Below are 22847 nucleotides of genomic sequence, written 5' to 3'. Positions count from 1 at the left end.
GGATGCCTGGCGGGTGGTGGCTTAGCGCGGGCCGAGGTGGCGGTGCTCGGTGCTGCAGTAATGCAGGCTGCGGTCCGGACCGACCAACGCATCGCTGGCGGGCAGGTGCAGTCCGCAGTGCGCACAGGTGACCATGTCTTCCGTGGCGTGGTGGGGCTTGGGGCGGGCAGGGGGCGGCGCAGCCGCTTTGCGGCGGTTATTGCGCCAGATGCCAATCGCGATGATCAGCACCACGGCAACCAGAAGGTATTTCATGATCCATGCCCCAGCATGACGACTTCCAAAACAAAACGCGAGCCAGCATAGGCCAGCAGCAGCAAGGCAGCACCTGCGTAGATCAGGTGCACGGCGTGGCGACCCCGCCAGCCAAAGCGTGAACGGCCCACCAGCAGCAGGGCGAACGCCATCCAGGCCAGCAGGGAGAAGATGGTCTTGTGGTCCCACACCCAGGCGCGGCCGTAGAGGGATTCGCCAAACAGCAGGCCGGCCAGCAGCGTGGCGCTGAGCAGCACAAAGCCGGCTGCGACAAAGCGGAAGGTCAATCGCTCCAGCATCAGCAGCGGCATGCCGCTTTCGTCGTTGCTGGCGCTGCGCATGCGGCGCTCGGCGCGCGACATCAGTCCGGCGTGGACCACGGCGGCCGCGGACAGCCCGTACGAGGCAATCCCCAGCGCCAGGTGCAGGGGCAGCCAGGCCGAGGCGTGGACCGCCATCGGCTTGCCGGGAAAGATCTGGGCCAGCAGCACGGTCAGGGCGCCCAGCACGGACAGCACCCCGACGGCGCGCAGCTTGGGGTAGAGCTGCTGCTCGATGGCGTACACGGTCAGCATCAGCCAGGCGGTCATGGACAGTGCCGGCGCGAAGCCAAAGCGCGCCGGCGAGGTCATCAGGCCGGCGGCCACGGTCAGCAAGTGCAGCACCCAGGCGGCACGCATGGCCAGGCGCGTGGGGCCGTCGGCCAGGCGGCGCGCGCCCAGGGCCGGCACCAGGTAGGCGGCAATCGCCGCCGCGGCCAAGGCCATGACCCAGGGGGGGCTGGCAGTGAAAAAGTGGGTGGATGACTCCATGCCCGCAATCATAGCGGCCCGTTTTGCCGGTGGGAGCCGCCGCGGCAGGCCATTCTTGCGCCGTGTCAGTGCTTGCTGCGGCCGCGGCTGGCAGGCCCAGCCCAGGGCAGGTCCCGTGGTCAACGGGTAGAATGGAGCACTCATTTGTACAGGGCTGCCCGCGGCGGGCGGCACGGGCTGGCTGCCAGCGCACCGCCCCCTGCCCAAGGCGCCAGGCCCCGTTGGCCCAGCCGCATGCGGCGCTGCTTTCTCTCTTCGGACATTCCTGCTTATGGCATCCGCACTCACCGACAAACTCTCGCGCCTCGTCAAGGAAATGCGTGGCCAGGCCCGCATCACCGAATCCAATGTGCAAGACATGCTGCGCGAAGTGCGCATGGCCTTGCTGGAGGCGGACGTGGCCTTGCCCGTGGTGCGCGACTTCATTGCCCGCGTCAAGGACAAGGCCCTGGGCCAGGAGGTCCTGGGCAGCCTGAAGCCCGGGCAGGCGCTGGTCGGCATCGTGAATGCCGAGCTGGCCGCCACCATGGGCGAAGGCGTGGCCGACATCAACCTGAACGCCCAGCCGCCCGCCATCATCCTGATGGCCGGTCTGCAGGGTGCGGGCAAGACCACCACCACCGCCAAGCTGGCCAAGCACCTGATCGAAAAGCGCAAAAAGAAGGTGCTGACTGTGTCCGGCGACGTGTACCGCCCCGCGGCCATCGAGCAGCTCAAGACCGTGACCGCCCAGGCCGGTGCCGAGTGGTTCCCCTCGACCCCCGACCAGAAGCCGCACGACATTGCCGTGGCGGCGCTGGACTACGCCAAGAAGCATTACTTCGACGTGCTGCTGGTCGACACGGCCGGCCGCCTGGCCATCGACGAGCTGTTGATGGCCGAAATCAAGGACCTGCACGCCACCCTGAATCCGGTGGAAACCCTGTTCGTGGTCGATGCCATGCAGGGCCAGGACGCGATCAACACCGCCAAGGCCTTCAAGGAAGCGCTGCCGCTGACCGGCATCGTGCTGACCAAGCTGGACGGTGACTCGCGCGGCGGTGCGGCGCTGTCGGTGCGCCAGATCACCGGTGCGCCCATCAAGTTTGCCGGTGTGTCCGAAAAGATCGACGGCCTGGAAGTGTTTGACGCCCAGCGCCACGCGCAGCGCGTGCTGGGCATGGGCGACATCGTGGCCCTGGTCGAGCAGGTCACCAAGGGCGTGGACATGGATGCCGCGCAGAAGATGGCCGAGAAGCTGAAAAGCGGCGACGGCTTCGACCTCAACGACTTCCTGGCGCAGCTGCAGCAGATGAAGCAGATGGGTGGCCTGTCGCAGCTGATGGACAAGCTGCCCTCGGAGCTGACGGCCAAGGCCGGTCAGGTCGACATGGACAAGGCCGAGCGCGAAATCAAGCGCAAGGAAGGCATCATCTGCTCGATGACGCTCAAGGAGCGCAAGCACCCGGCCCTGATCAAGGCCACGCGCAAGAAGCGCATTGCCGACGGCGCGGGCGTGCAGGTGCAAGATGTGAACCGCCTGCTCAAGGAATTCGAGCAGATGCAGACCATGATGAAGAAGATGAAGGGCGGCGGCCTGATGAAGATGATGAAGCGCATGGGCGGCATGAAGGCCATGAAAGGCATGATGGGCGGTGGCGGCATGCCCAAGCTGCCGTTCTGATTGCCTCGGTCTCGCGCGACCTCCGAGCCGCATTGCCTCCGGGCCATGCGGCTTTTTGGTGTCCATGGTGTGCCGCAATGGACAGAGAGTCAGGCACTGCAGGGCCAGCATCGCATTGCGGGCTTGCAGTGATGGGTCGTCCGGTGTGTCCAGGCCTTGCTGTCTTGGAAAAATGAGAGCTGCCAGCGCACTGGATCCAAGGCTTCCCAGGCCAAAACGCTCGGTAACGCTTGCAGGATCTGCGCAGATAGCTCTGCTTTTTACTTTTGTCGGCAACTTGCCCATAATGCGCGGCATGCAAGCATGGCCATTTTCTCCTTCGCCGCGCCTGAGCACGCGCCGCACCTGGCTGCTGGCGGGCACGGCCGCGGTGCTGGCCGGGTGCTCCAGTGCCCCCGTGCAACCTCCGGCGGACCGGCGCTCGGCCGCGGGCACGCGCAGCGGTAGTGCAGCCGGTGGCGATGCCCTGCAATTGCAGGCAGAGCTGCGCGAGGCCCTGCTGGCGCGCACCATGCTGGTGGTGAATACGCCCTACACCTATGGCGGCAACTCGCCGGAAGGCGGCTTCGACTGCAGCGGCCTGATCCAGTGGGCGGTGCAGGGCATTCATACCGGCCGCCTGCCGCGCACCACCTCGCAGTGGGCGCAGTCCAGCGCCCCGGTGCGTGAGCGCGGTCTGCAGCGTGGCGACTTTGTGTTCTTCAACACCCTGGGCGGTCCGTACTCCCACATGGGCATTTTTGTGGGCAATGGTCAGTTCGTGCACGCCCCGTCCAAGGGTGGCACCGTCCAGCGCGTGCGCATGGACAATCCCTACTTTGCCAAGCGCTTCACCGAGGCACGCAGCATTTTTGCCTGAGGGCGTGCGCCCGATTTGGGGCGTTGCCTGACAGACAGTCGCGTCGATTGCGGTGATCCTCGGTCCTCCAAGGAGGAATTCGCCATGACCATGACCCGAGAACTGCGCTTGCACGCCACCGCTGCCATCGCAGTCACGGCCCTGCTGGCCGGGTGCGACCAGTCCGGTCCCCAGATGCGGGCCGATACTTTCCCCATGGGGCAGGCGGCACGGTTTGACCAGCCGCCCCCCGACAAGCCCTTGTTCGGCTCCAGCGACTACCTGCGCGCGCACGATGTGCTGCCGCCCGCCAAGGCCGATATCCGGGAGCCCTTGCCGCCCGCCGTTCCCTTGCCGGTGATGGCGGCGGCACAGCCGGTGGTGCAGCCCCAGGCCAGCACGGCCGAACCCGGTGCGCAGCAAGGCGGCGTGACGCCGGCGGCCGGCATGGCGGCGGGCATCACCAACGCCCAGGGCGATGGCGAAAAGCACAAGCTCGATGGCGGCACCGTGAAATAGCGGCGGCCCGGTGGGAACAAACAAAAACCCCGCAGCGTTTGCACACTGCGGGGTTTTGAATTTTGGTGGTCGTAGTGGGACTTGAACCTACGACATCAGCATTATGAATGCTGCGCTCTAACCAACTGAGCTATACGACCGAACTCTGGTGGTCGTAGTGGGACTTGAACCTACGACATCAGCATTATGAATGCTGCGCTCTAACCAACTGAGCTATACGACCAAGAGAATGCGATTATATATCAAGTTTTTCAGAGGTTGGTGAAGTTCGCCGGACGCTTGTTCACGAAGGCGTCCATGCCTTCCTTTTGGTCCTGGGTGGCGAACAGTGCGTGGAACAGGCGGCGCTCGAACATCACGCCATCGTTCAGGCTGCCTTCGAAGGCACGGTTGACCGATTCCTTGGCTGCCATGACGGCAATCTGCGAGAAGCCGCTGATGATGAGGGCTGCGCCCAGGGCTTCGTCCATCAGCTTGTCGAAAGGCACGATGCGGCTGACCAGACCGGCGCGCTCGGCCTCGGTGGCGTCCATCATGCGGGCGGTCAGGGCCATGTCCATGGCCTTGGACTTGCCCACGGCGCGTGGCAGACGCTGTGTGCCGCCGGCGCCGGGGATCACGCCCAGCTTGATCTCGGGCTGGCCGAACTTGGCGTTGTCGGCGGCAATGATGAAGTCGCACATCATCGCCAGCTCGCAGCCACCCCCCAGGGCAAAGCCGCTGACGGCCGCGATCACCGGCTTGCGGATGCTGCGGATGGTTTCCCAGTTGCGCGTGATGTAGTCGCCCTTGTAGGCATCGGCAAAGCTGTACTTGGCCATGGCGCCAATGTCGGCCCCTGCGGCAAAGGCGCGCTCGCTGCCGGTGATGATCATGCAGCCGATGCGCTCGTCGGCATCGAAGGCCTGCAGGGCCTGGCCCAGCTCGTTCATGAGTTGGTCGTTCAGGGCATTCAGCTGCTTGGGGCGGTTGAGGGTGATGATGCCCACTTTGTCCGCTTCGACGCGGACCTCGATCATTTCGTATGCCAAGGTTTATCTCCTGATAGTCATGGGTGTGGCACGCACGACTATACCCAAGCCCGCAGTCGCAGCCTTCAGTGGCCCAGCCAGCGCTCCACGGCTGCGGCATCCGTGACGCTGAGCTTGTAGTTGGCAATCGCCGGGGTGGTGGCCGGAGGCAGCTGCAGCGGCAGGCGCAGCAACTGGCGGTCGCGGGCCACCAGGGCCGTGATCTGCGCGGTGCCGCGGGCCACGTACAGATCCAGTTCTTCCAGCTTGGCCAGGCGCCAGGCCTGGGGGCCGTTGGCGGTGGCGAGTTCGATGCCATACCACTCGTCGCCCGCCATCATGCCGGCCTGCTCGGCCAGCCCGCCGCGCAGGACCTGCTTGAGCAGCACGCTGTGCGTTTCCTGCACGCGCAGGCCCAGGGCCTGTGCCGGTGCGGGCTTGTCGGCGTCGGGCTGGATCCCGTGGGCCGCCAGCAGGCTGGGCAGGGGCAGGTCTTCGGTGCCGTGCACCCAGGCCTGCAGCTCGGCCTGCCAACTGCGGCCGGTGCGCTCCTGCAGCACGGTCAGCACATCGGCTTCGGTCATGGAGCCACCCCGGCAGCGCAGCCACAGGGCGCGCATGATGTCATCCAGGGTGGTGCTGCCTTCCTGGCGCAGCTTCAGGTCCAGGCACATGGCCACCAGGGCGCCCTTGGTGTAGTAGCTGACCGTGGCGTTGGCCGTGTTCTCGTCCTGGCGGTAGTACTTCACCCAGGCGTCGAAGCTGGAGGCCGCCACGCTTTGCACCTGGCGGCCCGGTGTCTGCTGCACCTGGTTCAGGGTCTTGGTGATCAGCTTGAGGTAGGTGGCGGTGTCGATCAGGCCGGCGCGGCGCAGCAGCAGGTCGTCGTAGTAGCTGGTGAAACCTTCGAAGAACCACAGCAACTGGGTGTAGTTTTCCTGGTCGTAGTCGTACGGCACCAGTTCGGCCGGGCGCAGGCGCTTGACGTTCCAGGTGTGGAAGTATTCATGGCTGATCAGCCCCAGCAGCTGCACATAGCCATCGCTGGCCTTGTCCACGCCGATGCGTGGCAGGTCGGGGCGGCTGCAGATCAGGGCGGTGGAATTGCAGTGTTCCAGGCCGCCATAGCCGTCGTGTGTCACATTCAGCATGAACACATAGCTGGCATGCGGGGCCATGCCCCAGAAGGCAATTTCGGCCTCGCAAATCTTCTGGGTGTCGGCCAGCAGGCGCTCGCCATCGAAAGATGCCGGGGCTCCCGCCACGACAAAGCGATGGGGCACGCCGCCGGCGTTGAAGTGGCCGCTCCAGAAAGTCCCCATCTCGACGGGACAGTCCACCAGCTCGTCGTAGTTGGCAGCCGCGTAGGTGCCAAAGCCCAGCTCGTCTACCGCCACGGCGGTCATGCCGGTGGCCAGTTGCCAGTGTGGCGCGTCGGGTGAGGCCAGTACCTGCAGGCGGTGTGTCAGGGCTTCCTGGTCATGCACGCGCAGCAGCAGGCTGGTGCCGTTGAAGAAACCACGGCGCGCATCCAGCCAGGCTGTGCGCACCGAGGTGTCGTAGGCGCTGACTTCGTACTCCAGCTCCAGCGGGGTACCGGCCTCGCAGTCCACCTCCCACTGGTGCTTGCTGAGCTGGTGCATAGCCACGGACTCCTCGCCCTGGCGCGCGCGCAGCTGCTGCAAGTTCTTGGCGAATTCACGCACCAGGTAGCTGCCGGGAATCCAGACCGGCAGCGACACCCGCTGGCGGGCGCTGGGCTGCGCAATCGTGAGGGTGACGCGGAACAGGTGGGCATGCAGGTCATGCAACTGGACGCGGTAGTGAACGGGGGCGGTGGTGTGGGGCATGTCGGTGACCGGGCAGTCTAACGGCATGCATGGGCGGTCATGCCGCGGGGATGCAGCAGGCGCCAGAGCGCCCGCTGCCTGAGGAGGGGGTTATTTCTTGTGGGCGGTGGCGAGGTATTTTTCCACCTCGCTGGCTGGGATGGCGCCGGGCACCCGGGTGTTGTCGGCAAAGATCAGCGTGGGGGTGCCGGTGATCTTGTGCTTGCGGCCCAGGGCCAGGTTGCGCTGGATGGCATCGATGTCGCAACTGGCCGCGGCCGGGGTCTTGTCCTTGAGCATCAGGTCGTGCCAGGCCTTCTCGCTGCTTTTGGCGCACCAGATGTTGCGCGACTTCTCGGCCGAGTCGCGGCTGAGGATGGGGTAGAGGAACAGGTGGACGGTCACGTTGTCCACGCTCTGCAGGTCGCGCTCGAAGCGCTTGCAGTAGCCGCAGTTGGGGTCTTCGAACACGGCCAGCTGGCGCTCGCCGTTGCCACGCACGATCTTGATGGCGTCGGCCAGTGGCAGCTTCTTGAAGTCGATCGCCGTGAGCTGGTTGATGCGGTCTTCCGTCAGGTTGCGCTGGGCCCGGGTGTCGATCAGCTCGCCCTGGATCAGGTAGTCGCCACTGGCGTTGGAGTAGAAGATGTCCGTGCCGATGCGCACCTCGTACAGCCCTTTCATCGGGGTGGGCTTGATCTCATCCACCTGCTGCAGCTGCGGAATGCGCTCGGCCAGGGTCTTGGCGATTTGGTCTTGTGGCTGGGCGGCAATCGCGCAGCCCCAGGCCGCAGTGGCCAGCAGTGCAGTGGCAAACAGTTTCATGGCAACGGTTCCAAGAAAAGATAAAAACTGAGGGGTTAGGGCGCCGGCGGCGCAAAAGGTTCCTGGCGCTGGGGCCGCGGCCTCAGCGGTCCAGCCCCATGGCTTGCCGGACTGTCCAGTCTTTGAGCAGGCCGCTGCGCTCGAAGCTTCGCAGCCCCCAGTTGCGCAGCGTCTGCAGCGGGGCTTCGGTGCGGGTGAAGAGCTGCTGCAAGCCATCCATGGCCGCGCCCAGCGGGGCCAGTCCGGCTTTGCGTTCGCGCTCGTAGCGGCGCAGCAGCTTCAGGTCGCCCGTGCTGCGCCAGGCGTCACGGGTGCGCAGAATGCGGGCCAAGGCCTGTGCATCGGCCAGACCCAGGTTCAGGCCCTGGCCTGCCAGGGGGTGTACGTTGTGCGCGGCATCGCCGGCCAAGGCCCAACTGCGCGGATGGCGGCCCTCGGTCGTGCCGGGCATGGCGCCGCACCAGCGTTTGGCGATTGCTTGCTGTAAAGGCCAGGCCATGCGGGGGCCTTGCAGCTCCAGCTGGCCCAGGCTGTGCTGGCTGATGTTCGCCAGGGCCTGGCTGAAGTCGGCCGCCTCGGCGGCCAGCCAGTGGCCGACCTGGTTGTGGTCCAGCGACCACACCACGGCCACGGAATGGCCATCCGCACCGTCCAGCGGCAAAAAGGCCAGGATCCCCTGGGGACTGAACCATTGGCGGGCCACCTGCCCATGGGGCAGCTCGCAGCGCAGGCGCGTGGCAATCGCATGCTGGCCGTAGGGGGTGACGGCAAAGTCGATGCCAAACTCGGCCCGCGTCAGGCTGGCGCGCCCTTCGCAGACGACGGTCAGCGGCGCCTCCACGGGGGCTGCGACCACCTCGATCTGGGGTTGGTAGCGCACGGCTTCGGCCAGGCGCTGCTCCAGGGCCGGCACATCCACGATCCAGGCCAGGGCATCCACCCCTTGTGCCAGCGCATCGAAATGCACGCTGCCGTCGACGTCGCCATGCACTTCCATGTGCCGGACTGCGGTCACGTGGGCGGCGTCCGGCCAGGTCCGCAGGGACTCCAGCAACTGTTTGGAGCTGGCGTTGAGCGCATAGGCACGCACGTCCGCCTGGGGTGCCTCCGTGCGCTGGGGGGCCACCAGCGCGACGCGCAGGCGTTCGCGCGCCAGCAGGAGGGCCAAGGTGCGGCCGACAATGCCGGCTCCGCGGATACATACGTCAAAGGTGTGCGCCATGGACGGGATTGTAGGAGGGCTGGGGGGCGTCTTGCGGCAGGACGGTTTTCCTGACGGCTGGCAGGCCGGTGACGTGCGCGCCGGGTGCTTGGGCTGACAATAGCCGCATGAATACTTCTGGTTTTGATCAAGCCGACGTCACGGGCACGATCGGTGCGCTGTGGGTTTTTCCCATCAAATCGTGTGCCGGCATCTCGGTCACCGAGGCCCGGTTGCTGCCGACCGGCCTGGAATGGGACCGGGCCTGGATGGTGGTGGACCCCGACGGGCAGTTCATCACCCAGCGCGAAGTGGCGTACATGGTGCTGGTGCAGCCGCGCATCGATACCGCCCACGGCGTGCTGCGCGTGGACTTCCCCGGACAGCCGGAACTGAGTCTGCCGCTGGCAGTCCCCGCCGAAAGCCCCCAGCGCCAGGTCCAGGTGTGGGAGAGCCGCGTGCCGGCCTGGGACGCGGGCGATGAGGCCGCGCACTGGTTCAGCCAGGTCCTGGGGCGCCCCTGCCGCCTGGTGCGCTATGACCTGGAGCAGGCGCGCTGGACCAGCACCAAATGGACGGGAGGCATCCAGGCCCCCAACCAGTTTGCCGATGGCTATCCCCTGCTGGTGACCACCCGCGCCGCTTTCGACGCCCTCAACGATCGCCTGCAGGCCCAGGGGCGGCAGCCGGTGGATGGCCTGCGCTTTCGCGCCAACCTCGTGCTGGACGGTCTGGCGGAGCACGAGGAAGACTTCATCGAGACCCTCTGGCTGCCCGCGCCGGAGCCTGTGGCCATCCGCCTGGGCAAGCCGTGCTCGCGCTGCCCCATCCCCGACATTGACCCCGCCACGGCCGTGTCCAGCCACGATGTGGGCGACACGATTGCGCAGTACCGCCAGGATGCACGCCTGGATGGTGCTATCACTTTCGGTATGAATGCCGTGGTGGCGCAGGGTGCCGGGCAGGTGCTGCACGTGGGGCAGGCGGTGGCCGGGCTGCTGAAGTTCGACTGAGCGCGCCCAGGGCTTCGTTAAGATGTTTCCCGTTTTGGAGGATTTTTCATGAAGCTTGTCACCCTTGCCGCGTTGGCCGCTCTGGCCTTGGCCGGCTGTGCCACCCAGACCACCGACCGCATGGCCAAGGAGGCGGCCCCCTATGTGGAAGCCCCCGACTACGACCATGCCATGGTGTGTGACACCCGCCACGACGATCTGCACAAGTGCGAAGCCACCCTGAAGTCGCTGTGCGGCGATCGCGGATTCCTGGACTTGCGCATTCGCCCCCTGCGGGAGCCGGGCAGCAGCGTGGACAGCTCCACCCACCGCCTGTTGCAACTGCAGTGCAAGCCCCGCGCGGCGCAGTAATTCCCTCACGGCGAGTGCCCCGGCAGGCAGGCCCTCACGGGCTGCCTGCTTTTTTGTTGCCGGGTGGTTCCCCGGGCAATCTGCCGCGCACCAGCAGAGATTTGCCGATCATTACAATCGGCATAGATTTCAGTGACAAAACGGGCGCAAAACTCTGCACAACACAGAGCGACCACGTCACATCTCTTTAGAACACCGAACACGCATCCATGCGCCTCGGGCACATCGGCCACATTGCTGTGGTGCTTGATCGTGCATTGATACCAAAGGAATTTCCATGAGCCTCAAATGCGGCATCGTGGGCCTGCCCAACGTCGGCAAGTCCACCCTTTTCAACGCGCTGACCAAGGCCGGCATCGCCGCCGAGAACTATCCCTTCTGCACCATCGAGCCCAACACCGGTGTGGTGGAAGTGCCCGATCCGCGCCTGAACCAGCTGGCCGAGATCATCTCGCCTGAGCGCATCGTCCCCGCCATCGTGGAGTTCGTGGACATCGCTGGCCTGGTGGCCGGTGCCTCCAAGGGCGAAGGCCTGGGCAACCAGTTCCTGGCCCACATCCGCGAGACCGACGCCATCGTCAACGTGGTGCGCTGCTTCGAAGACCCCAACGTGATCCACGTGGCGAACAAGGTCGACCCGATTGCCGACATCGAAGTCATCCAGACCGAGCTGTGCCTGGCCGACCTGGCCACTGTGGAGAAGGCGCTGAACCGCTACTCCAAGGCTGCGCGTTCGGGCAATGACAAGGAAGCGGCCAAGCTGGTGTCGCTGCTGGAGCCGATCCAGGCCGCGCTGAACGAAGGCAAGCCTGCCCGCGTGGTGCCCGTGTCCAAGGAAGATGCCCCCCTGCTCAAGCCTTTCTGCCTGATCACCGCCAAGCCCGCCATGTTTGTGGGCAACGTGGCCGAAGATGGCTTTGAGAACAACCCGCTGCTGGACCAGCTCAAGGCCTACGCCGAAGCCCAAGGTGCGCCGGTGGTGGCGATCTGCGCCAAGATCGAAGCGGAAATGTCCGAGATGGACGATGAAGACCGCGACATGTTCCTGCAAGAGCTGGGCCTGGAAGAGCCCGGCCTGAACCGCCTGATCCGTGCCGGCTTCAAGCTGCTGGGCCTGCAGACCTACTTCACCGCCGGGGTCAAGGAAGTGCGCGCCTGGACCGTGCGCGTGGGCGCCACCGCCCCCCAGGCGGCCGGTGTGATCCACGGCGACTTCGAGCGTGGCTTCATCCGCGCGCAGACCATCGCCTTCGAGGACTTCATTGCCTACAAGGGCGAGCAGGGTGCCAAGGATGCCGGCAAGATGCGCGCCGAAGGCAAGGAATACATCGTCAAGGACGGCGATGTGATGAACTTCCTGTTCAACGTCTAAATTGACCGAGGCACCCGCCCACGCCTTGCATGCCGAGCTGGTGGCGGTGCTCGCGGCCGTCAGCCTGGGCCAGCCCCGGGTGCTGACCACACGCTGCGGGCAGGCCTTGCCGGCCGGGCCTTTCCAGATGCTGCACCGCTCGCTGCAGGCGGGTCTGCGCAGCTGGGTCGAGACCCAGACCCAGCACAGCCTGGGCTATGTCGAGCAGCTCTACACCTTCGCCGACCGCGAACGCCCCGAGGCGGCCCATGTGCTGTCCATCAGCTACCTGGGGCTGACCTGCGAGCCCGAGCAGCCACCACAGGGCGACACCAGCTGGCAGGACTGGTACAGCTATTTCCCCTGGGAAGACTGGCGCGATGGGCCCCCCGCGGTGCTGGCCCAGCACATCCTGCCGCCGCTGCAAGCCTGGGTCGATGAGGCATCCAATACGGCACTGCGGCAATCCCGGCAAGCGCGGGTAGCTATCAACTTTGGTGCCGATGGCCAGGCCTGGAACGAGGACCTGGTGCTGCAGCGTTACGAGCTGCTGTTTGAAGCCGGCCTGGTCGAGGAGGCCACGCGCCGCGGCATTGCCGCGCGTGCCAGCCTGCCGGGGCGAGCCATGCAGCACGACCACCGCCGCATCCTGGCCACGGGCATTGCGCGCCTGCGCGCCAAGATCAAATACCGCCCCGTGGTGTTCGAGCTGATGCCGCCCGAATTCACCTTGCTGCAATTGCAGCAGACCGTCGAGGCCCTCGCTGGCCGTGGCCTGCACAAGCAGAACTTCCGCCGCCTGATGGAGCAGCAGCACCTGGTGGAGGAAACCGGCGCCATGACGGCGGGGGCGGCAGGCCGCCCGGCGAAGCTGTTCCGCTTTCGCAGCGATGTGCTGCAGGAGCGGGCGATCACCGGCAGCAAGCTGCCGCTGGCGCGCGGCGCCTGAGCACTCCGGGAATGATGCTCTCTTTGCGAGAGCGCATGACGCAGACGGGGTCTGTGCCAGCGCCCTAAAACGTCTGATTTTTTCGGTGGTCGATGCGTGATGGAGGTGTAGCCATCAGCCGGGCAGCGCCCACAGGATGGCGGCGGTCATGGTCAGGTAGCGCAGGAACTTGCCCACGGCCATATAGAACACACAGGGCCAGAACGGCAGCTGCAGCCAGCCTGCGACGGCGCACAGCGGGTCACCCACCACGGGCAGCCAGCTCAGCAGGCAGGTCTTGGCGCCCCACTTGCGCAGCCAGATGCGGGCGCGCCGCTCATGGCGCGACAGGGTGCGTGCCGGCTTGGCGTCCGGGGTGTCCGGCAGCCCGGCGCGGCGGCGCTGGCGCGCGGCCTGCCAGGCCTGCTGGGCGCCCAGGCCCATCCACCAGCTGATGGCACCGCCGATGGTGTTGCCGGCCGTGGCCGTGACGATGGCGGGCCAGAACAGCTCCGGATTGAGTTGTAGCAATCCCACCACAGCGGGCTCGGACCCCATGGGCAGCAGGGTGGCGGACAGCAGCGCCACCACAAACAAGGTGCTCAGCCCGTACTGCGGCAGTGCCAGGGACTGCAAGATTTCCTGAAACCAGACTTCCATCGCCACAGTGTAGGTGCAGGCTGGCTGACAGGCGGCGGTGCCATGGCCTACGCTGTGGGCATGAACTTTTTTGCTTCGAAGTGTTTCTCGCGGCCCACAGTGGTGGGCGGCCTGCTGCTGGTGGCCTGCCTGGTCGCCGCCCAGGCGCGTGTGCCGGACGAGGCCGACGTGCAGACCGTGGAAACCGATTGCAAGGCCTTGCTGGCCCAGGCCCAGGTGCGCCGGGCGCTGCAGTTGGTCCGGGTGCAACTGCTGGCCCAGGGCCTGCAGCTGCGCACCAACGGCTGCCCCTTTGTGCGCACGGGCCCGGGGCAGATGCAGCAGGTGCTGGACGTGGCGGTGCGCGTGGTCGACAGCGATGTGGCCGGTGCCGTGGTGCGCGGGCCGCTGGCGGACGGCGAGGACGTGGACATGGGCGGCATCCAACTGGGCGGCATGCCCGCGGTGGTGGAGGTGGGCGGGCTGCCGGCCGAGGAAGATGTTTCGCCCGACGTGCTGTTCAACCGCGCCTGGCTGGCCGCGGTGATGCGCGCGCGGGGCTTTCAGCCCCTGCCCGGGGCCTGGTGGGGCTTTCTACCCGGGCGCCAGACACAGGGGTTGTAAAGCTGTCCCAGGGCTGGCTGTTACCTGTGCATGCGCTAGTGTCTTTGTAGCGCACCGCAGTGCTCATTTTTTGGGCAGATACAATATCGCCCTTTCCCCACCTGCACTTCCATCGGATCGCTTCCATGACTGCGCTGCGTATCGGTCAGTACACCCTGGCCAATAACCTGTTGGTCGCCCCCATGGCGGGGGTGACGGACCGGCCGTTTCGCCAGTTGTGCAAGGCCCTGGGCGCAGGCTACGCGGTCAGCGAGATGGTGACGTCGCGCAAGGACCTGTGGAACAGCCTGAAGACCAGCCGCCGTGCCAACCATGAGGGCGAGCCCGGGCCGATCGCGGTGCAGATCGCCGGCACCGACGCCGAGATGATGGCCGATGCCGCGGTCTACAACATCGAGCGCGGCGCGCAGATCATCGACATCAACATGGGCTGCCCAGCCAAGAAGGTCTGCAACAAGTGGGCCGGCTCGGCGCTGATGCAGAACGAGCCGCTGGCCGTCGAAATCGCCCAGGCGGTGGTCGAGGCCGCGCGCCCCTTCGAGGTGCCGGTCACGCTGAAGATGCGCACCGGCTGGTGCGCGTCCCACAAGAACGCCGAAGTGCTGGCGCGCCAGTTCGAGGACGTGGGCATCCAGATGCTGACCGTCCACGGTCGCACGCGCGAGCAGGGCTACAAGGGCTGTGCCGAGTACGACACCATCGCTGCCGTCAAGCAGGCCGTGCGGGTGCCGGTGGTGGCCAATGGCGACATCACCAGCCCCGAGAAGGCGCGCGACGTGCTGGCCTACACCGGCGCGGATGCCGTGATGGTGGGCCGTGCGGCGCAGGGCCGCCCCTGGATCTTTCGCGAGATCGGCCACTTTCTGGCCACGGGCACGCACATGGCGCCGCCGCTGGTGGCCGAGGTGCGCCGCCTGCTGCTGGAGCACCTGCACGACCACTATCGCCTGTATGGCGAGCTGACCGGGGTGCGCAGCGCCCGCAAGCACATTGCGTGGTATGTGCGCCAGCTGCCAGGTGGGGAAGAACTTCGACAACACATCAACACCATCGACGACTGCCAGGTGCAGTGGCAGGCGGTGGCCGATTATTTCGATCGGCTGGGCCAGCAGATGGAGCGTCTGCCGCGCATGGCGCAGGCCGATGCAGAGCAAGCAATTGAGGAATTGGCTGCATGAGCACCCAAGCACAGAACAACCAGAGCATCGAGGAATGTGTACGCGCCAGCCTGGAGAGCTATTTCAGCGACCTGGGCGGAGAAATCCCCAGCAACATGTACGACATGGTGCTGCGGCTGGTCGAGAAACCCCTGCTGGACGTGGTCATGAGCCAGGCCGACCAGAACCAGTCGCGCGCGGCGCAATGGCTGGGCTTGAACCGCAACACCTTGCGCAAGAAGCTGCTCGAGCACGAGATGCTCTGAGGCGTTGGGCATTCCTACTTTGATAGCTTTCAGCGCTTGCCAGATGGGCGCTGAGTCACGATTTCATCATTATTGAGTTGCACCATGAAAGCACTGCTCTCCGTCTCCGACAAGACCGGCATCGTTGAATTCGCACAAGCCCTGCACGCCCTGGGCGTGCAACTGCTGTCCACCGGCGGCACGGCCAAGCTGCTGGCCGACCAGGGCCTGCCTGTGACCGAAGTGGCCGAAGTCACCCAGTTCCCCGAGATGCTGGACGGCCGCGTCAAGACCCTGCACCCCAAGGTGCACGGTGGCCTGCTGGCCCGCCGCGATGTCCCTGAGCACATGGCGGCCCTGAAGGAACACGGTATCGAGACCATCGACCTGCTGGTGGTGAACCTCTACCCCTTCGAAGCCACTGTGGCCAAGCCCGGCTGCACCCTGGCCGACGCCATCGAGAACATTGACATCGGTGGTCCCGCCATGGTGCGCTCGGCCGCCAAGAACTGGAAGGACGTGGGCGTGATCACCGCGGCCGACCAGTACGAGGCTGTGATCGCCGAGCTGAAGGCTGCCGGCAAGCTGTCGGACAAGCTGCGCTTTGCCCTGTCTGTGGCAGCGTTCAACCGCATCAGCCAGTACGACGGCGCCATCAGCAACTACCTGTCCAGCGTACAGTTCGAAGGCGAAAAGCTGAGCGAAGACTACGTGCCTGCCCGTGCCGAATTCCCCGGCCAGTTCAACGAGCAGTACGTGAAGGTACAGGACCTGCGCTACGGTGAAAACAGCCACCAGCAAGCCGCCTGGTACCGTGACCTGGCCCCGGCGGCCGGTTCGCTGGCCACCGGCGTGCAGCTGCAGGGCAAGGAACTGAGCTACAACAACATCGCCGACGCCGATGCGGCCTGGGAATGCGTCAAGAGCTTTGAAGTGCCTGCTTGCGTGATCGTCAAGCACGCCAACCCTTGCGGTGTGGCCATTGGTGCCAACCCCTTTGAAGCCTACTCCAAGGCCTTCCAGACCGACCCCACCAGTGCGTTTGGCGGCATCATCGCCTTCAACCGCCCTGTGGACAAGGCCGCGGCCGAAGCCGTGTCCAAGCAGTTCGTGGAAGTGCTGATGGCACCTGACTTCACAGCCGAAGCGCTGGAAATCTTCAAGAGCAAGGTCAATGTGCGCTTGATGAAGATTGCCCTGCCAGAGAACTACGGCAGCGTGCGCAACGCACTGGAAACCAAGCGCGTGGGTTCGGGCCTGCTGCTGCAGTCGGCCGACAACCACGAGCTGGCGCTGGCCGACCTGAAGGTCGTGACCGTCAAGCAGCCCACCCCCGCAGAGCTGAACGACCTGCTGTTCGCCTGGAAGGTGGCCAAGTTCGTCAAGTCCAACGCCATCGTCTTCTGCAAGAACGGCATGACCATGGGCGTGGGCGCGGGCCAGATGTCGCGCCTGGATTCGGCGCGCATCGCCTCCATCAAGGCCGAAGCGGCCAAGCTGAGCCTGCAGAACACCGTGGTAGCGTCGGATGCCTTCTTCCCCTTCCGCGACGGTCTGGATGTGGTGGTGGACGCGGGCGCGACCTGCGTGGCCCAGCCCGGTGGCTCCATGCGCGACCAGGAAGTCATCGACGCTGCCAACGAGCGTGGCGTGGCCATGGTCTTCACCGGCGTGCGCCACTTCCGCCACTGATCGCACGGAACCGCGCCGCTTGGCGCGCGTGAGGCCGCGTGGCCATCCCCCCGCCGTTGCGCGGCGACGGTCATCGGGATGGATGCTGCGCCCGATTGCTCCTGTGCGGCGGGCTGCGCCCACGGCACGGCCGGCCAAGCCCCTGCTGGAACCCAGCTTGGGCCAGGCATTGCACACTCGGCATGGTGGTTTCGGCCTCCGTGCCGTTTTTGTTTTTAGGAAGAAGGAAGCGTATCCATGCAGGACTACGACGACGAGCCGGTGCAGCGCCCCAAGTGGCTGGCCTGGGTCATCATCATTGGCATGATCCTGGTGGTGCTGGGGCTGCTGAATCTGGGCGTGCGTCTGTACATCGGCACGCCCTCGGACCAGGCCACGGCGGCCAAGACCGAGGCAGTGGCGCAGCAGCGGCCCGAGCTGGTGCAGGGCCAGCGCCTGGTGCAAGGCAGTGACTGCATGCGCTGCCACGGGGTGGACCGCAAGTTTGTGGGCCCCAGCCTGGCCGAGGTGGCGCAACGCTACCAGGGCCGCAGCGATGCCCCCGAGTACCTGGCCGGCAAGATCCGCGAGGGCAGTGTCGGCGTCTGGGGCCGCACCATCATGCCGCGTCACCCGCAGGTGACGCCGGAGCAGGCCGAGCTGATGGCGCAGTGGATCCTGGCCCTGCCCGCGCCCCAGCCCTAGGCAGGGTCCACGCAAGCCGGGGTTTTTGCGCCGGGCCGCACGCCCCTGGTGCGCGGTGGTGGGCAAGCGGTGCACCGCAGCCCGCGGCCCCTGTGGCAGAGCGGGGCAGGGACGGGCGACCAGCCCCCGCCCCATCCCCGTCAGCGAAGGTGCCGATCTCGATTCCTGTCGCGATGGGGGTGATTTCTTGCGTGCAGCGATCTTTTCTTGCAGTATGCAGTGGCACTTTGAAGGTGTGAAGCAGGTTTTTTGAGCGTCGGTGCACGCTAACGTGCCTGTGCCCGGGCTGCAGTGGCCGTTGCAAAAATCAAGCGCTCTACAGGGCGTAAGCGCAGGCTTTGTGCGTAAGCAAAGGGTAATCCCTAGGATTGTCGTTTTGAAACGATATGGCAGCCTGCGCCGTGCGCGGTGGTGGGCGGCCCAAAGGGTTTGCATGCAGTGGTTACGAACCAAGACCGTCGCACAGGCACTGGCCGATGCCGACGAACCAGGGCGCCAGCTCAAGCGCACGCTGGGCACTTTTGACCTGATCATCCTGGGCATGGCGGTGGCCGTGGGTGCGGGCATCTTCTCGGTGGGCGCGCGCGCGGCGGGCACCTTCGCCGGGCCGGCGGTGATCTTCTCCTTCATCCTGGCGGCCTTCACCTGCGCGCTGGCCATCATGTGCTACGCGGAGTTCGCCTCCAACGTGCCGGTCACCGGCAGTGCCTACACCTACACCTACCTGACCCTGGGCGAGGGGCTGGCCTGGATCATTGGCTGGAACCTGCTGCTGGAGATGATTTCCGCCGCCGCCGTGATTGCCAAGTACTGGGGCATCTACCTGTCGGCGGTGTTCTCGACGGCCGGGGTGGACATCCCCCAGACCCTGCAGCTGGGCGCGCTGTCGCTGAACTGGGGGCCGTTCTTCATTGTCGCCGTGTTCACCGGCTTGCTGATTGCCGGCACCCAGGTGTCGGCGCGGGTCAACAACGTGTTCACGCTGGTCAAGATTGCCATCACCTTGTTTGTCATCGTGGTGGGCTTCACCTACATGAACCCCGACCACTTCACGCCCTTTGTGCCGTCGGCCCAGGCGCCGGTGGTGGCGCACGGGGTGACGGGCGACGCCTGGGGCCAGCCCATGCTGGCCTGGCTGTTTGGTGCCGCGCCCAGCCAGTACGGCTGGCTGGGGGTGGTGTCGGGCGCCGCGCTGGTGTTCTTCGCCTTCCTGGGCTTCGACGTGGTGGCCACCTCGGCCGAGGAGGTCAAGGACCCGCAGCGCACCTTGCCGCGCGGCATCCTGGGCGGACTGGCGCTGGTGACGGTGCTCTACATCCTGGTGACGCTGGCCCTGACCGGCATGGTGCCCTACACCGAGTTGGCCAAGGCCGAGAACCCCTCGCTGGCCACGGCCTTCATCGCCGTGGGCGCGGGCTGGGCGGCGCAGGTCATCTCGGTCGGCGTGCTGATCGGCATGACCACCGTGGTCATGGTGCTGCTGATGGGCAGCTCGCGCGTGCTGCTGGCGCTGTGCCGTGACGGCCTGCTGCCGCGCAGCTGGGGCGTGACCTCCAGCACCCGCAAGACGCCGGTGCGCCTGCAGCTGGCCGTGGGGGCGGTGGTGGCGGTGCTGGCCGGCTTCACCAAGGTGGAGCTGCTGGAAGAGATGATCAACATCGGCACGCTGTCGGCCTTCGTGCTGGTCAGCCTGGGCGTGCTGCTGCTGCGCCGCAAGAACCCGCAGGCGCGCGGCTACCGCGTGCCCCTGGCGCCCGCGCTGCCCGCGCTGTCGGCGCTGCTGTGCGTCTATCTGATGCTGAACCTGACCACGCTGACCTGGCTGCGCTTTGTGGGCTGGATGGCGCTGGGCGTGCTGATCTATGTGGGCTACGGCATGCGCCATTCGCGCCTAGCCCAGGCCTAGGACTGGCGCCTGCCAGCGGGGCGGTGATGCCGGACTAGCCCCCGCGGCAGCCTGCCCTGGCCCAGGCCGCCGTGCCCCTCCACCTGCCGCAGTGTGCAGGCGTGGCGGCGGTGCTTGCTAAAAGTGAGCGATTGGCGCGCGATAGATCAACGTTTCCGTGCGAAAAGCATTTGAAAACATTGTTCATCGAGCGCTAATAGCTATGCTTTTGAAAAACCCACCTCGCCAGACGCTGGGTTTTTGGCTGGCCCTGTTTGCTTTACAGTGGCCGCCAAGGAGCGCTTTGCATGATTCCCTCTGGACCCGGCCCCGACGGCCACTCGCGTTGCAGCTGGTGCCTGGCCACCGACCGCTACATCCACTACCACGACCATGAATGGGGCTTTCCCGTGGCGGACGACCGCCGGCTGTTCGAGAAGATCAGCCTGGAAGCCTTTCAGTCCGGCCTGAGCTGGTACACCATCCTGCAAAAGCGCGACCACTTCCGCGCAGCCTTTGCGCAGTTCGACTTTCACCAGGTGGCCCGCTTTGCGGACACCGATGTACAGCGCCTGCTGCAGGATGCTGGCATCGTGCGGCACCGCGGCAAGATCGAAGCCGTGATCCACAACGCCGCCCGCGCCGTGGAGATGGTGGCGCAGGAAGGCTCGCTGGCCGCCTTCTTCTGGCGCTTCGCGCCCGCCACACCCGGCGAGGGGACGGCGCTGCTGGCGCAGACGGCCGAATCCCAGGCCCTGGCCAAGGCCCTGAAGCAGCGCGGCTGGAAGTTCGTCGGCCCCACCACGGTCTACGCCTTCATGCAGTCCATGGGCATGGTCAACGACCACGCCCCCGATTGCGTGACGCGCGCGGCGGTCGAGCAGATGAAAAAGGATTTTCAGCCGCCGCGCTAAAAACAACGCCCCGCGACGCGGCAGCGTGCGGGGCGGGCGCCAGGGGGTGAAAAAACGCTTACAGCGTCTGGAACACCGCGCGGGCGGCTTCCACCGTGCGTTCGATGTCGGCCTCGGTGTGGGCGCTGCTCACAAAGCCGGCCTCGTACAGCGCCGGGGCGAAGTAGTGACCGCGCGCCAGCATGCCGTGGTAGAACTTGTTGAACAGCGCGCCGTCGGTCTTCATCACCGCGTGGTAGGTGCTGGGCAGCTCGGGCAGCAGGTAGAAGCCGAACAGGCCGCCCTGCCAGTCGATGCTGAAGGGAATGCCGGCGGCGTCTGCCTCGGCCTTCAGGCCCTGCATCAGGTGGCCGGTCTTGAGGTGCAGCTCGGCATGGAAGCCGGGCTGGCTGATCAGCTCCAGCGTCTTCAGGCCGCAGGCCGTGGCAATCGGGTTGCCCGACAGCGTGCCGGCCTGGTAGACCGGGCCCAGGGGAGAGAGCTTTTGCATGATCTCGCGCCGCCCGCCGAAGGCCGCCATGGGCATGCCACCGCCAATCACCTTGCCCAGCACGGTCAGGTCGGGCACAAAGCCCTCGATGTGCTGGGCGTAGAGGCTTTGCGCGCAGCCCAGGGCGACGCGGAAGCCCGTCATCACCTCGTCGTAGATCATCAGCGCGCCGTGTTCCTGCGTCAGCTCACGGATGCGGCGGGTGAACTCGACCGAGGCGCGCACGAAGTTCATGTTGCCGGCGATCGGCTCCAGGATCACGCAGGCCACCTCGTTGCCGATCTTGGCGAAGGCTTCCTCCAGCTGGGCCACATCGTTGTACTCCAGCACGATGGTGTCCTTGACCACATCGGCCGGCACACCGGCCGACGACGAAGCGCCGAACGTGGCCAGGCCCGAGCCGGCCTTGACCAGCAGGGAGTCGGCGTGGCCGTGGTAGCAGCCGTTGAACTTGATGATCTTGTTGCGGCCGGTGTAGCCGCGCGCCAGGCGCAGGGCGCTCATGCCGGCTTCGGTGCCGGAAGACACCATGCGCAGCATCTCCATGGACGGCACCAGTTCGCGGATCTTCTCGGCCAGCACCACTTCGCGCTCGGTCGGCGCGCCAAAGCTGAAGCCTTCCAGCACGGCCGCCTGCACGGTGGCGACCACCTCGGGGTGGCCGTGGCCCAGGATCATCGGACCCCAGCTGCCGATGTAGTCGACGAACTGCTGGTCGTTGGTGTCCCAGAAGTAGGCGCCTTGCGCGCGCTGCACAAAGCGCGGCGTGCCGCCCACGGCATTGAAGGCACGCACCGGGGAGTTCACGCCACCAGGGATGATGGTCTTGGCGCGCTCGAACAGGGGAAGATTCAGATCAGTGTTTGGTGTCATGGGGATGCATCTCGAAGCCTTCCAGCGGCGGCGGTTCGTCGTCCGCGGGCGGGGCGTCAGTCGGGGGTTGCGCGCTATCTTCGTCGCTTTCGGCGGCTTCGGCAGCGTCATCGGGCTGCGCCCAAAACATACGGTCGGGTATCAGTTGACCCATGCCTGGTCGAAAGCCACTGCCCAGGCTGTGATCCAGGTACTCCAGCGCGTCCTGCGCGGCCGCGCCCAGGTCGTTGCCTGCGGCCAGCAGCGCCGTCAGCGCCGCCGACAGCGTGTCGCCCGCGCCGTGGAAGCTGCCGTCGAACATCTCGAACTTGCTGCTGCCAATCACGGTCTCGGTCGAGGCCAGCACGTTGTCGATGTACTGGTCGGGCAGGGGGATGCCGGTGACCAGCACGAAGGGCACGTCCAGGGCCTCGGCGGCCTTGGCGATGTCGCGAGCGCTGGGCGGACGGCTTTGCGACCAGTCCGGCAGCAGCCAGCGGCTGAGCGTGCCGTGGTTGCCAACCAACACCGAGGTTTGAGGCATGACAAGAGCCTGAAAGGCATCCAGGTACTCTTCCAGGCCATCGCCCTGCCACCAGGACAGGTCGGGCATGTAGCTGACGATGGGAATGTCCGGGTAGTCGCTGGCCAGCTCGGCAATCGCCGCCAGGTTGGCGGGGCTGCCGGCAAAGCCGACCTTGATGGCCCGCACGGGAATGTCTTCCAGCACGGCGCGCGCTTGGTCGGTGACGGTTTCATCGTCGATGGCGGAGTGCGAGAACACGTGGCTGGTATCGCGCACGACGACACCCGTCACCACGGCCACCGGATGGCCGCCCACAGAGGCGATGGTGGTGATGTCGGCCGTCAGACCGCCGGCTCCGCTGGGGTCGCAGGCGTTGAAACTCATCACGCACATCGGCTGTGCCAGGGCGGCTTCGGAATCTTCGGGGGTGTTTGGTGCAGTTGGAACTGCGGGGGGCTGAAAGGCCATGCGTTGTCCCAATGGCCGCCTGTCTGTCAAGAGGGGAGCGGCAGGCGGCTATATACAATCGTTGCATTCTATTGGA

The 22847-nt window shown here is 66.0% G+C and carries 23 protein-coding genes and 2 tRNA genes; 14 read left to right on the top strand and 11 right to left on the bottom strand.

Annotation, left to right across the window (positions count from 1 at the left end; translation table 11 throughout):
* Nucleotides 1–21 precede the first annotated feature (21 nt).
* Both CA2_RS08410 and CA2_RS08405 read right to left on the bottom strand, forming a co-directional pair.
* Nucleotides 22–255, bottom strand: a complete 234-nt coding sequence (locus CA2_RS08410) for a PP0621 family protein (RefSeq protein ID WP_042415249.1) — start codon at nucleotides 253–255, stop codon at nucleotides 22–24.
* Entirely contained in the window at nucleotides 252–1067 is an 816-nt protein-coding gene (locus tag CA2_RS08405) for a cytochrome C assembly family protein (protein ID WP_042415281.1), read from the bottom strand. The genes CA2_RS08410 and CA2_RS08405 overlap by 4 nt, the downstream gene beginning before the upstream one ends.
* 271 nt (nucleotides 1068–1338) lie before the next feature.
* Here CA2_RS08405 and ffh point away from each other — a divergent pair, with 271 nt between their 5' ends.
* The 3 genes from ffh (at nucleotide 1339) to CA2_RS08390 (ending at nucleotide 4087) form a co-directional block, all read left to right on the top strand.
* Entirely contained in the window at nucleotides 1339–2730 is a 1392-nt protein-coding gene (gene ffh, locus CA2_RS08400; protein WP_042415246.1) for a signal recognition particle protein, read from the top strand.
* A 295-nt stretch (nucleotides 2731–3025) separates the two neighbouring features.
* Nucleotides 3026–3589 (top strand): C40 family peptidase, encoded by a 564-nt coding sequence (locus tag CA2_RS08395; protein ID WP_245620913.1) that lies wholly within the window; start codon nucleotides 3026–3028, stop codon nucleotides 3587–3589.
* A gap of 84 nt (nucleotides 3590–3673) precedes the next feature.
* Nucleotides 3674–4087, top strand: coding sequence for a hypothetical protein (locus CA2_RS08390; RefSeq protein ID WP_052369876.1), 414 nt, complete (start codon nucleotides 3674–3676; stop codon nucleotides 4085–4087).
* Nucleotides 4088–4150: 63 nt separating this feature from the next.
* Here the strand turns inward: CA2_RS08390 and CA2_RS08385 are convergent.
* The 6 genes from CA2_RS08385 to CA2_RS08360 all read right to left on the bottom strand — a co-directional run bounded on the left by CA2_RS08385 (nucleotide 4151) and on the right by CA2_RS08360 (nucleotide 8973).
* Nucleotides 4151–4227, bottom strand: a tRNA-Met gene (locus CA2_RS08385).
* 6 nt (nucleotides 4228–4233) lie between these two features.
* A tRNA-Met gene (locus CA2_RS08380) sits at nucleotides 4234–4310 on the bottom strand.
* A gap of 28 nt (nucleotides 4311–4338) precedes the next feature.
* Nucleotides 4339–5118 carry an enoyl-CoA hydratase gene (locus tag CA2_RS08375; protein ID WP_042415240.1) on the bottom strand — a complete coding sequence of 260 codons (780 nt, stop codon included), beginning with the start codon at nucleotides 5116–5118 and terminating at the stop codon, nucleotides 4339–4341.
* Nucleotides 5119–5183: 65 nt separating this feature from the next.
* Nucleotides 5184–6947 (bottom strand): M61 family metallopeptidase, encoded by a 1764-nt coding sequence (locus CA2_RS08370; protein WP_042415238.1) that lies wholly within the window; start codon nucleotides 6945–6947, stop codon nucleotides 5184–5186.
* A gap of 90 nt (nucleotides 6948–7037) precedes the next feature.
* Nucleotides 7038–7751, bottom strand: coding sequence for a DsbC family protein (locus tag CA2_RS08365; RefSeq protein WP_042415235.1), 714 nt, complete (start codon nucleotides 7749–7751; stop codon nucleotides 7038–7040).
* Between the two features lie 82 nt (nucleotides 7752–7833).
* Complete coding sequence (locus tag CA2_RS08360) at nucleotides 7834–8973, bottom strand: FAD-dependent monooxygenase (protein ID WP_042415232.1); 1140 nt, start codon at nucleotides 8971–8973, stop codon at nucleotides 7834–7836.
* Nucleotides 8974–9080: 107 nt separating this feature from the next.
* On the opposite strand from CA2_RS08360, the gene CA2_RS08355 reads away from it, so the two are divergent.
* The 4 genes from CA2_RS08355 (at nucleotide 9081) to CA2_RS08340 (ending at nucleotide 12616) form a co-directional block, all read left to right on the top strand.
* A complete protein-coding gene (locus CA2_RS08355) occupies nucleotides 9081–9965 on the top strand; it encodes an MOSC domain-containing protein (protein WP_042415230.1) in 885 nt (294 codons plus the stop codon).
* 48 nt (nucleotides 9966–10013) lie between these two features.
* Nucleotides 10014–10316 (top strand): hypothetical protein, encoded by a 303-nt coding sequence (locus CA2_RS08350; RefSeq protein WP_042415228.1) that lies wholly within the window; start codon nucleotides 10014–10016, stop codon nucleotides 10314–10316.
* 277 nt (nucleotides 10317–10593) lie between these two features.
* Nucleotides 10594–11688: a redox-regulated ATPase YchF gene (gene ychF / locus CA2_RS08345; protein ID WP_042415225.1), complete on the top strand. Its 1095-nt coding sequence runs from the start codon at nucleotides 10594–10596 to the stop codon at nucleotides 11686–11688.
* Between the two features lies 1 nt (nucleotide 11689).
* Complete coding sequence (locus tag CA2_RS08340) at nucleotides 11690–12616, top strand: NUDIX hydrolase (protein WP_042415222.1); 927 nt, start codon at nucleotides 11690–11692, stop codon at nucleotides 12614–12616.
* 114 nt (nucleotides 12617–12730) lie between these two features.
* Here the strand turns inward: CA2_RS08340 and CA2_RS08335 are convergent, their stop codons facing one another.
* Nucleotides 12731–13255, bottom strand: coding sequence for a YqaA family protein (locus CA2_RS08335; protein ID WP_042415220.1), 525 nt, complete (start codon nucleotides 13253–13255; stop codon nucleotides 12731–12733).
* 60 nt (nucleotides 13256–13315) lie between these two features.
* Between CA2_RS08335 and CA2_RS08330 the strand changes: the two genes are divergently transcribed.
* The 7 genes from CA2_RS08330 (at nucleotide 13316) to CA2_RS08300 (ending at nucleotide 20435) form a co-directional block, all read left to right on the top strand.
* The gene (locus CA2_RS08330; protein WP_156105991.1) at nucleotides 13316–13858 is read left to right on the top strand and encodes a M15 family metallopeptidase domain-containing protein; all 543 of its coding nucleotides are present in this window, start codon (nucleotides 13316–13318) and stop codon (nucleotides 13856–13858) included.
* Between the two features lie 125 nt (nucleotides 13859–13983).
* Nucleotides 13984–15036: a tRNA dihydrouridine synthase DusB gene (gene dusB, locus CA2_RS08325; RefSeq protein ID WP_042415218.1), complete on the top strand. Its 1053-nt coding sequence runs from the start codon at nucleotides 13984–13986 to the stop codon at nucleotides 15034–15036.
* Nucleotides 15033–15281: a helix-turn-helix domain-containing protein gene (locus CA2_RS08320; RefSeq protein WP_042415216.1), complete on the top strand. Its 249-nt coding sequence runs from the start codon at nucleotides 15033–15035 to the stop codon at nucleotides 15279–15281. The genes dusB and CA2_RS08320 overlap by 4 nt, the downstream gene beginning before the upstream one ends.
* Before the next feature lie 84 nt (nucleotides 15282–15365).
* Nucleotides 15366–16952, top strand: coding sequence for a bifunctional phosphoribosylaminoimidazolecarboxamide formyltransferase/IMP cyclohydrolase (gene purH, locus CA2_RS08315; RefSeq protein WP_042415213.1), 1587 nt, complete (start codon nucleotides 15366–15368; stop codon nucleotides 16950–16952).
* A gap of 237 nt (nucleotides 16953–17189) precedes the next feature.
* Nucleotides 17190–17636, top strand: a complete 447-nt coding sequence (locus CA2_RS08310) for a c-type cytochrome (RefSeq protein ID WP_042415210.1) — start codon at nucleotides 17190–17192, stop codon at nucleotides 17634–17636.
* Between the two features lie 433 nt (nucleotides 17637–18069).
* Nucleotides 18070–19542 (top strand): amino acid permease, encoded by a 1473-nt coding sequence (locus CA2_RS08305; protein WP_042415209.1) that lies wholly within the window; start codon nucleotides 18070–18072, stop codon nucleotides 19540–19542.
* A 287-nt stretch (nucleotides 19543–19829) separates the two neighbouring features.
* Entirely contained in the window at nucleotides 19830–20435 is a 606-nt protein-coding gene (locus CA2_RS08300) for a DNA-3-methyladenine glycosylase I (protein ID WP_042415207.1), read from the top strand.
* 58 nt (nucleotides 20436–20493) lie between these two features.
* Here the strand turns inward: CA2_RS08300 and hemL are convergent, their stop codons facing one another.
* A complete protein-coding gene (hemL, locus tag CA2_RS08295; RefSeq protein ID WP_042415205.1) occupies nucleotides 20494–21798 on the bottom strand; it encodes a glutamate-1-semialdehyde 2,1-aminomutase in 1305 nt (434 codons plus the stop codon).
* The gene (gene thiD / locus CA2_RS08290) at nucleotides 21782–22771 is read right to left on the bottom strand and encodes a bifunctional hydroxymethylpyrimidine kinase/phosphomethylpyrimidine kinase (RefSeq protein WP_042415203.1); all 990 of its coding nucleotides are present in this window, start codon (nucleotides 22769–22771) and stop codon (nucleotides 21782–21784) included. The genes hemL and thiD overlap by 17 nt, the downstream gene beginning before the upstream one ends.
* Nucleotides 22772–22847: the final 76 nt, after the last annotated feature.

Source organism: Comamonas aquatica NBRC 14918, assembly GCF_000739875.1.
GTDB lineage: Bacteria > Pseudomonadota > Gammaproteobacteria > Burkholderiales > Burkholderiaceae_C > Comamonas > Comamonas aquatica.
This window is presented reverse-complemented; position numbering and strand designations above follow the sequence as displayed.

Excerpts from the sequence above, each read along its gene's own strand:
- CA2_RS08330 (WP_156105991.1), top strand. The coding sequence starts at position 13,316 with ATGAACTTTTTTGCTTCGAAGTGTTTCTCGCGGCCCACAGTGGTGGGC.
- CA2_RS08390 (WP_052369876.1), top strand. The coding sequence starts at position 3,674 with ATGACCATGACCCGAGAACTGCGCTTGCACGCCACCGCTGCCATCGCA.
- CA2_RS08405 (WP_042415281.1), bottom strand. The coding sequence starts at position 1,067 with ATGGAGTCATCCACCCACTTTTTCACTGCCAGCCCCCCCTGGGTCATG.
- thiD (WP_042415203.1), bottom strand. The coding sequence starts at position 22,771 with ATGGCCTTTCAGCCCCCCGCAGTTCCAACTGCACCAAACACCCCCGAA.
- CA2_RS08360 (WP_042415232.1), bottom strand. The coding sequence starts at position 8,973 with ATGGCGCACACCTTTGACGTATGTATCCGCGGAGCCGGCATTGTCGGC.
- CA2_RS08350 (WP_042415228.1), top strand. The coding sequence starts at position 10,014 with ATGAAGCTTGTCACCCTTGCCGCGTTGGCCGCTCTGGCCTTGGCCGGC.
- CA2_RS08300 (WP_042415207.1), top strand. The coding sequence starts at position 19,830 with ATGATTCCCTCTGGACCCGGCCCCGACGGCCACTCGCGTTGCAGCTGG.
- CA2_RS08310 (WP_042415210.1), top strand. The coding sequence starts at position 17,190 with ATGCAGGACTACGACGACGAGCCGGTGCAGCGCCCCAAGTGGCTGGCC.
- CA2_RS08335 (WP_042415220.1), bottom strand. The coding sequence starts at position 13,255 with ATGGAAGTCTGGTTTCAGGAAATCTTGCAGTCCCTGGCACTGCCGCAG.
- CA2_RS08320 (WP_042415216.1), top strand. The coding sequence starts at position 15,033 with ATGAGCACCCAAGCACAGAACAACCAGAGCATCGAGGAATGTGTACGC.
- CA2_RS08355 (WP_042415230.1), top strand. The coding sequence starts at position 9,081 with ATGAATACTTCTGGTTTTGATCAAGCCGACGTCACGGGCACGATCGGT.
- purH (WP_042415213.1), top strand. The coding sequence starts at position 15,366 with ATGAAAGCACTGCTCTCCGTCTCCGACAAGACCGGCATCGTTGAATTC.
- CA2_RS08410 (WP_042415249.1), bottom strand. The coding sequence starts at position 255 with ATGAAATACCTTCTGGTTGCCGTGGTGCTGATCATCGCGATTGGCATC.
- CA2_RS08305 (WP_042415209.1), top strand. The coding sequence starts at position 18,070 with ATGCAGTGGTTACGAACCAAGACCGTCGCACAGGCACTGGCCGATGCC.
- CA2_RS08395 (WP_245620913.1), top strand. The coding sequence starts at position 3,026 with ATGCAAGCATGGCCATTTTCTCCTTCGCCGCGCCTGAGCACGCGCCGC.
- hemL (WP_042415205.1), bottom strand. The coding sequence starts at position 21,798 with ATGACACCAAACACTGATCTGAATCTTCCCCTGTTCGAGCGCGCCAAG.
- ychF (WP_042415225.1), top strand. The coding sequence starts at position 10,594 with ATGAGCCTCAAATGCGGCATCGTGGGCCTGCCCAACGTCGGCAAGTCC.
- dusB (WP_042415218.1), top strand. The coding sequence starts at position 13,984 with ATGACTGCGCTGCGTATCGGTCAGTACACCCTGGCCAATAACCTGTTG.
- CA2_RS08365 (WP_042415235.1), bottom strand. The coding sequence starts at position 7,751 with ATGAAACTGTTTGCCACTGCACTGCTGGCCACTGCGGCCTGGGGCTGC.
- CA2_RS08370 (WP_042415238.1), bottom strand. The coding sequence starts at position 6,947 with ATGCCCCACACCACCGCCCCCGTTCACTACCGCGTCCAGTTGCATGAC.
- ffh (WP_042415246.1), top strand. The coding sequence starts at position 1,339 with ATGGCATCCGCACTCACCGACAAACTCTCGCGCCTCGTCAAGGAAATG.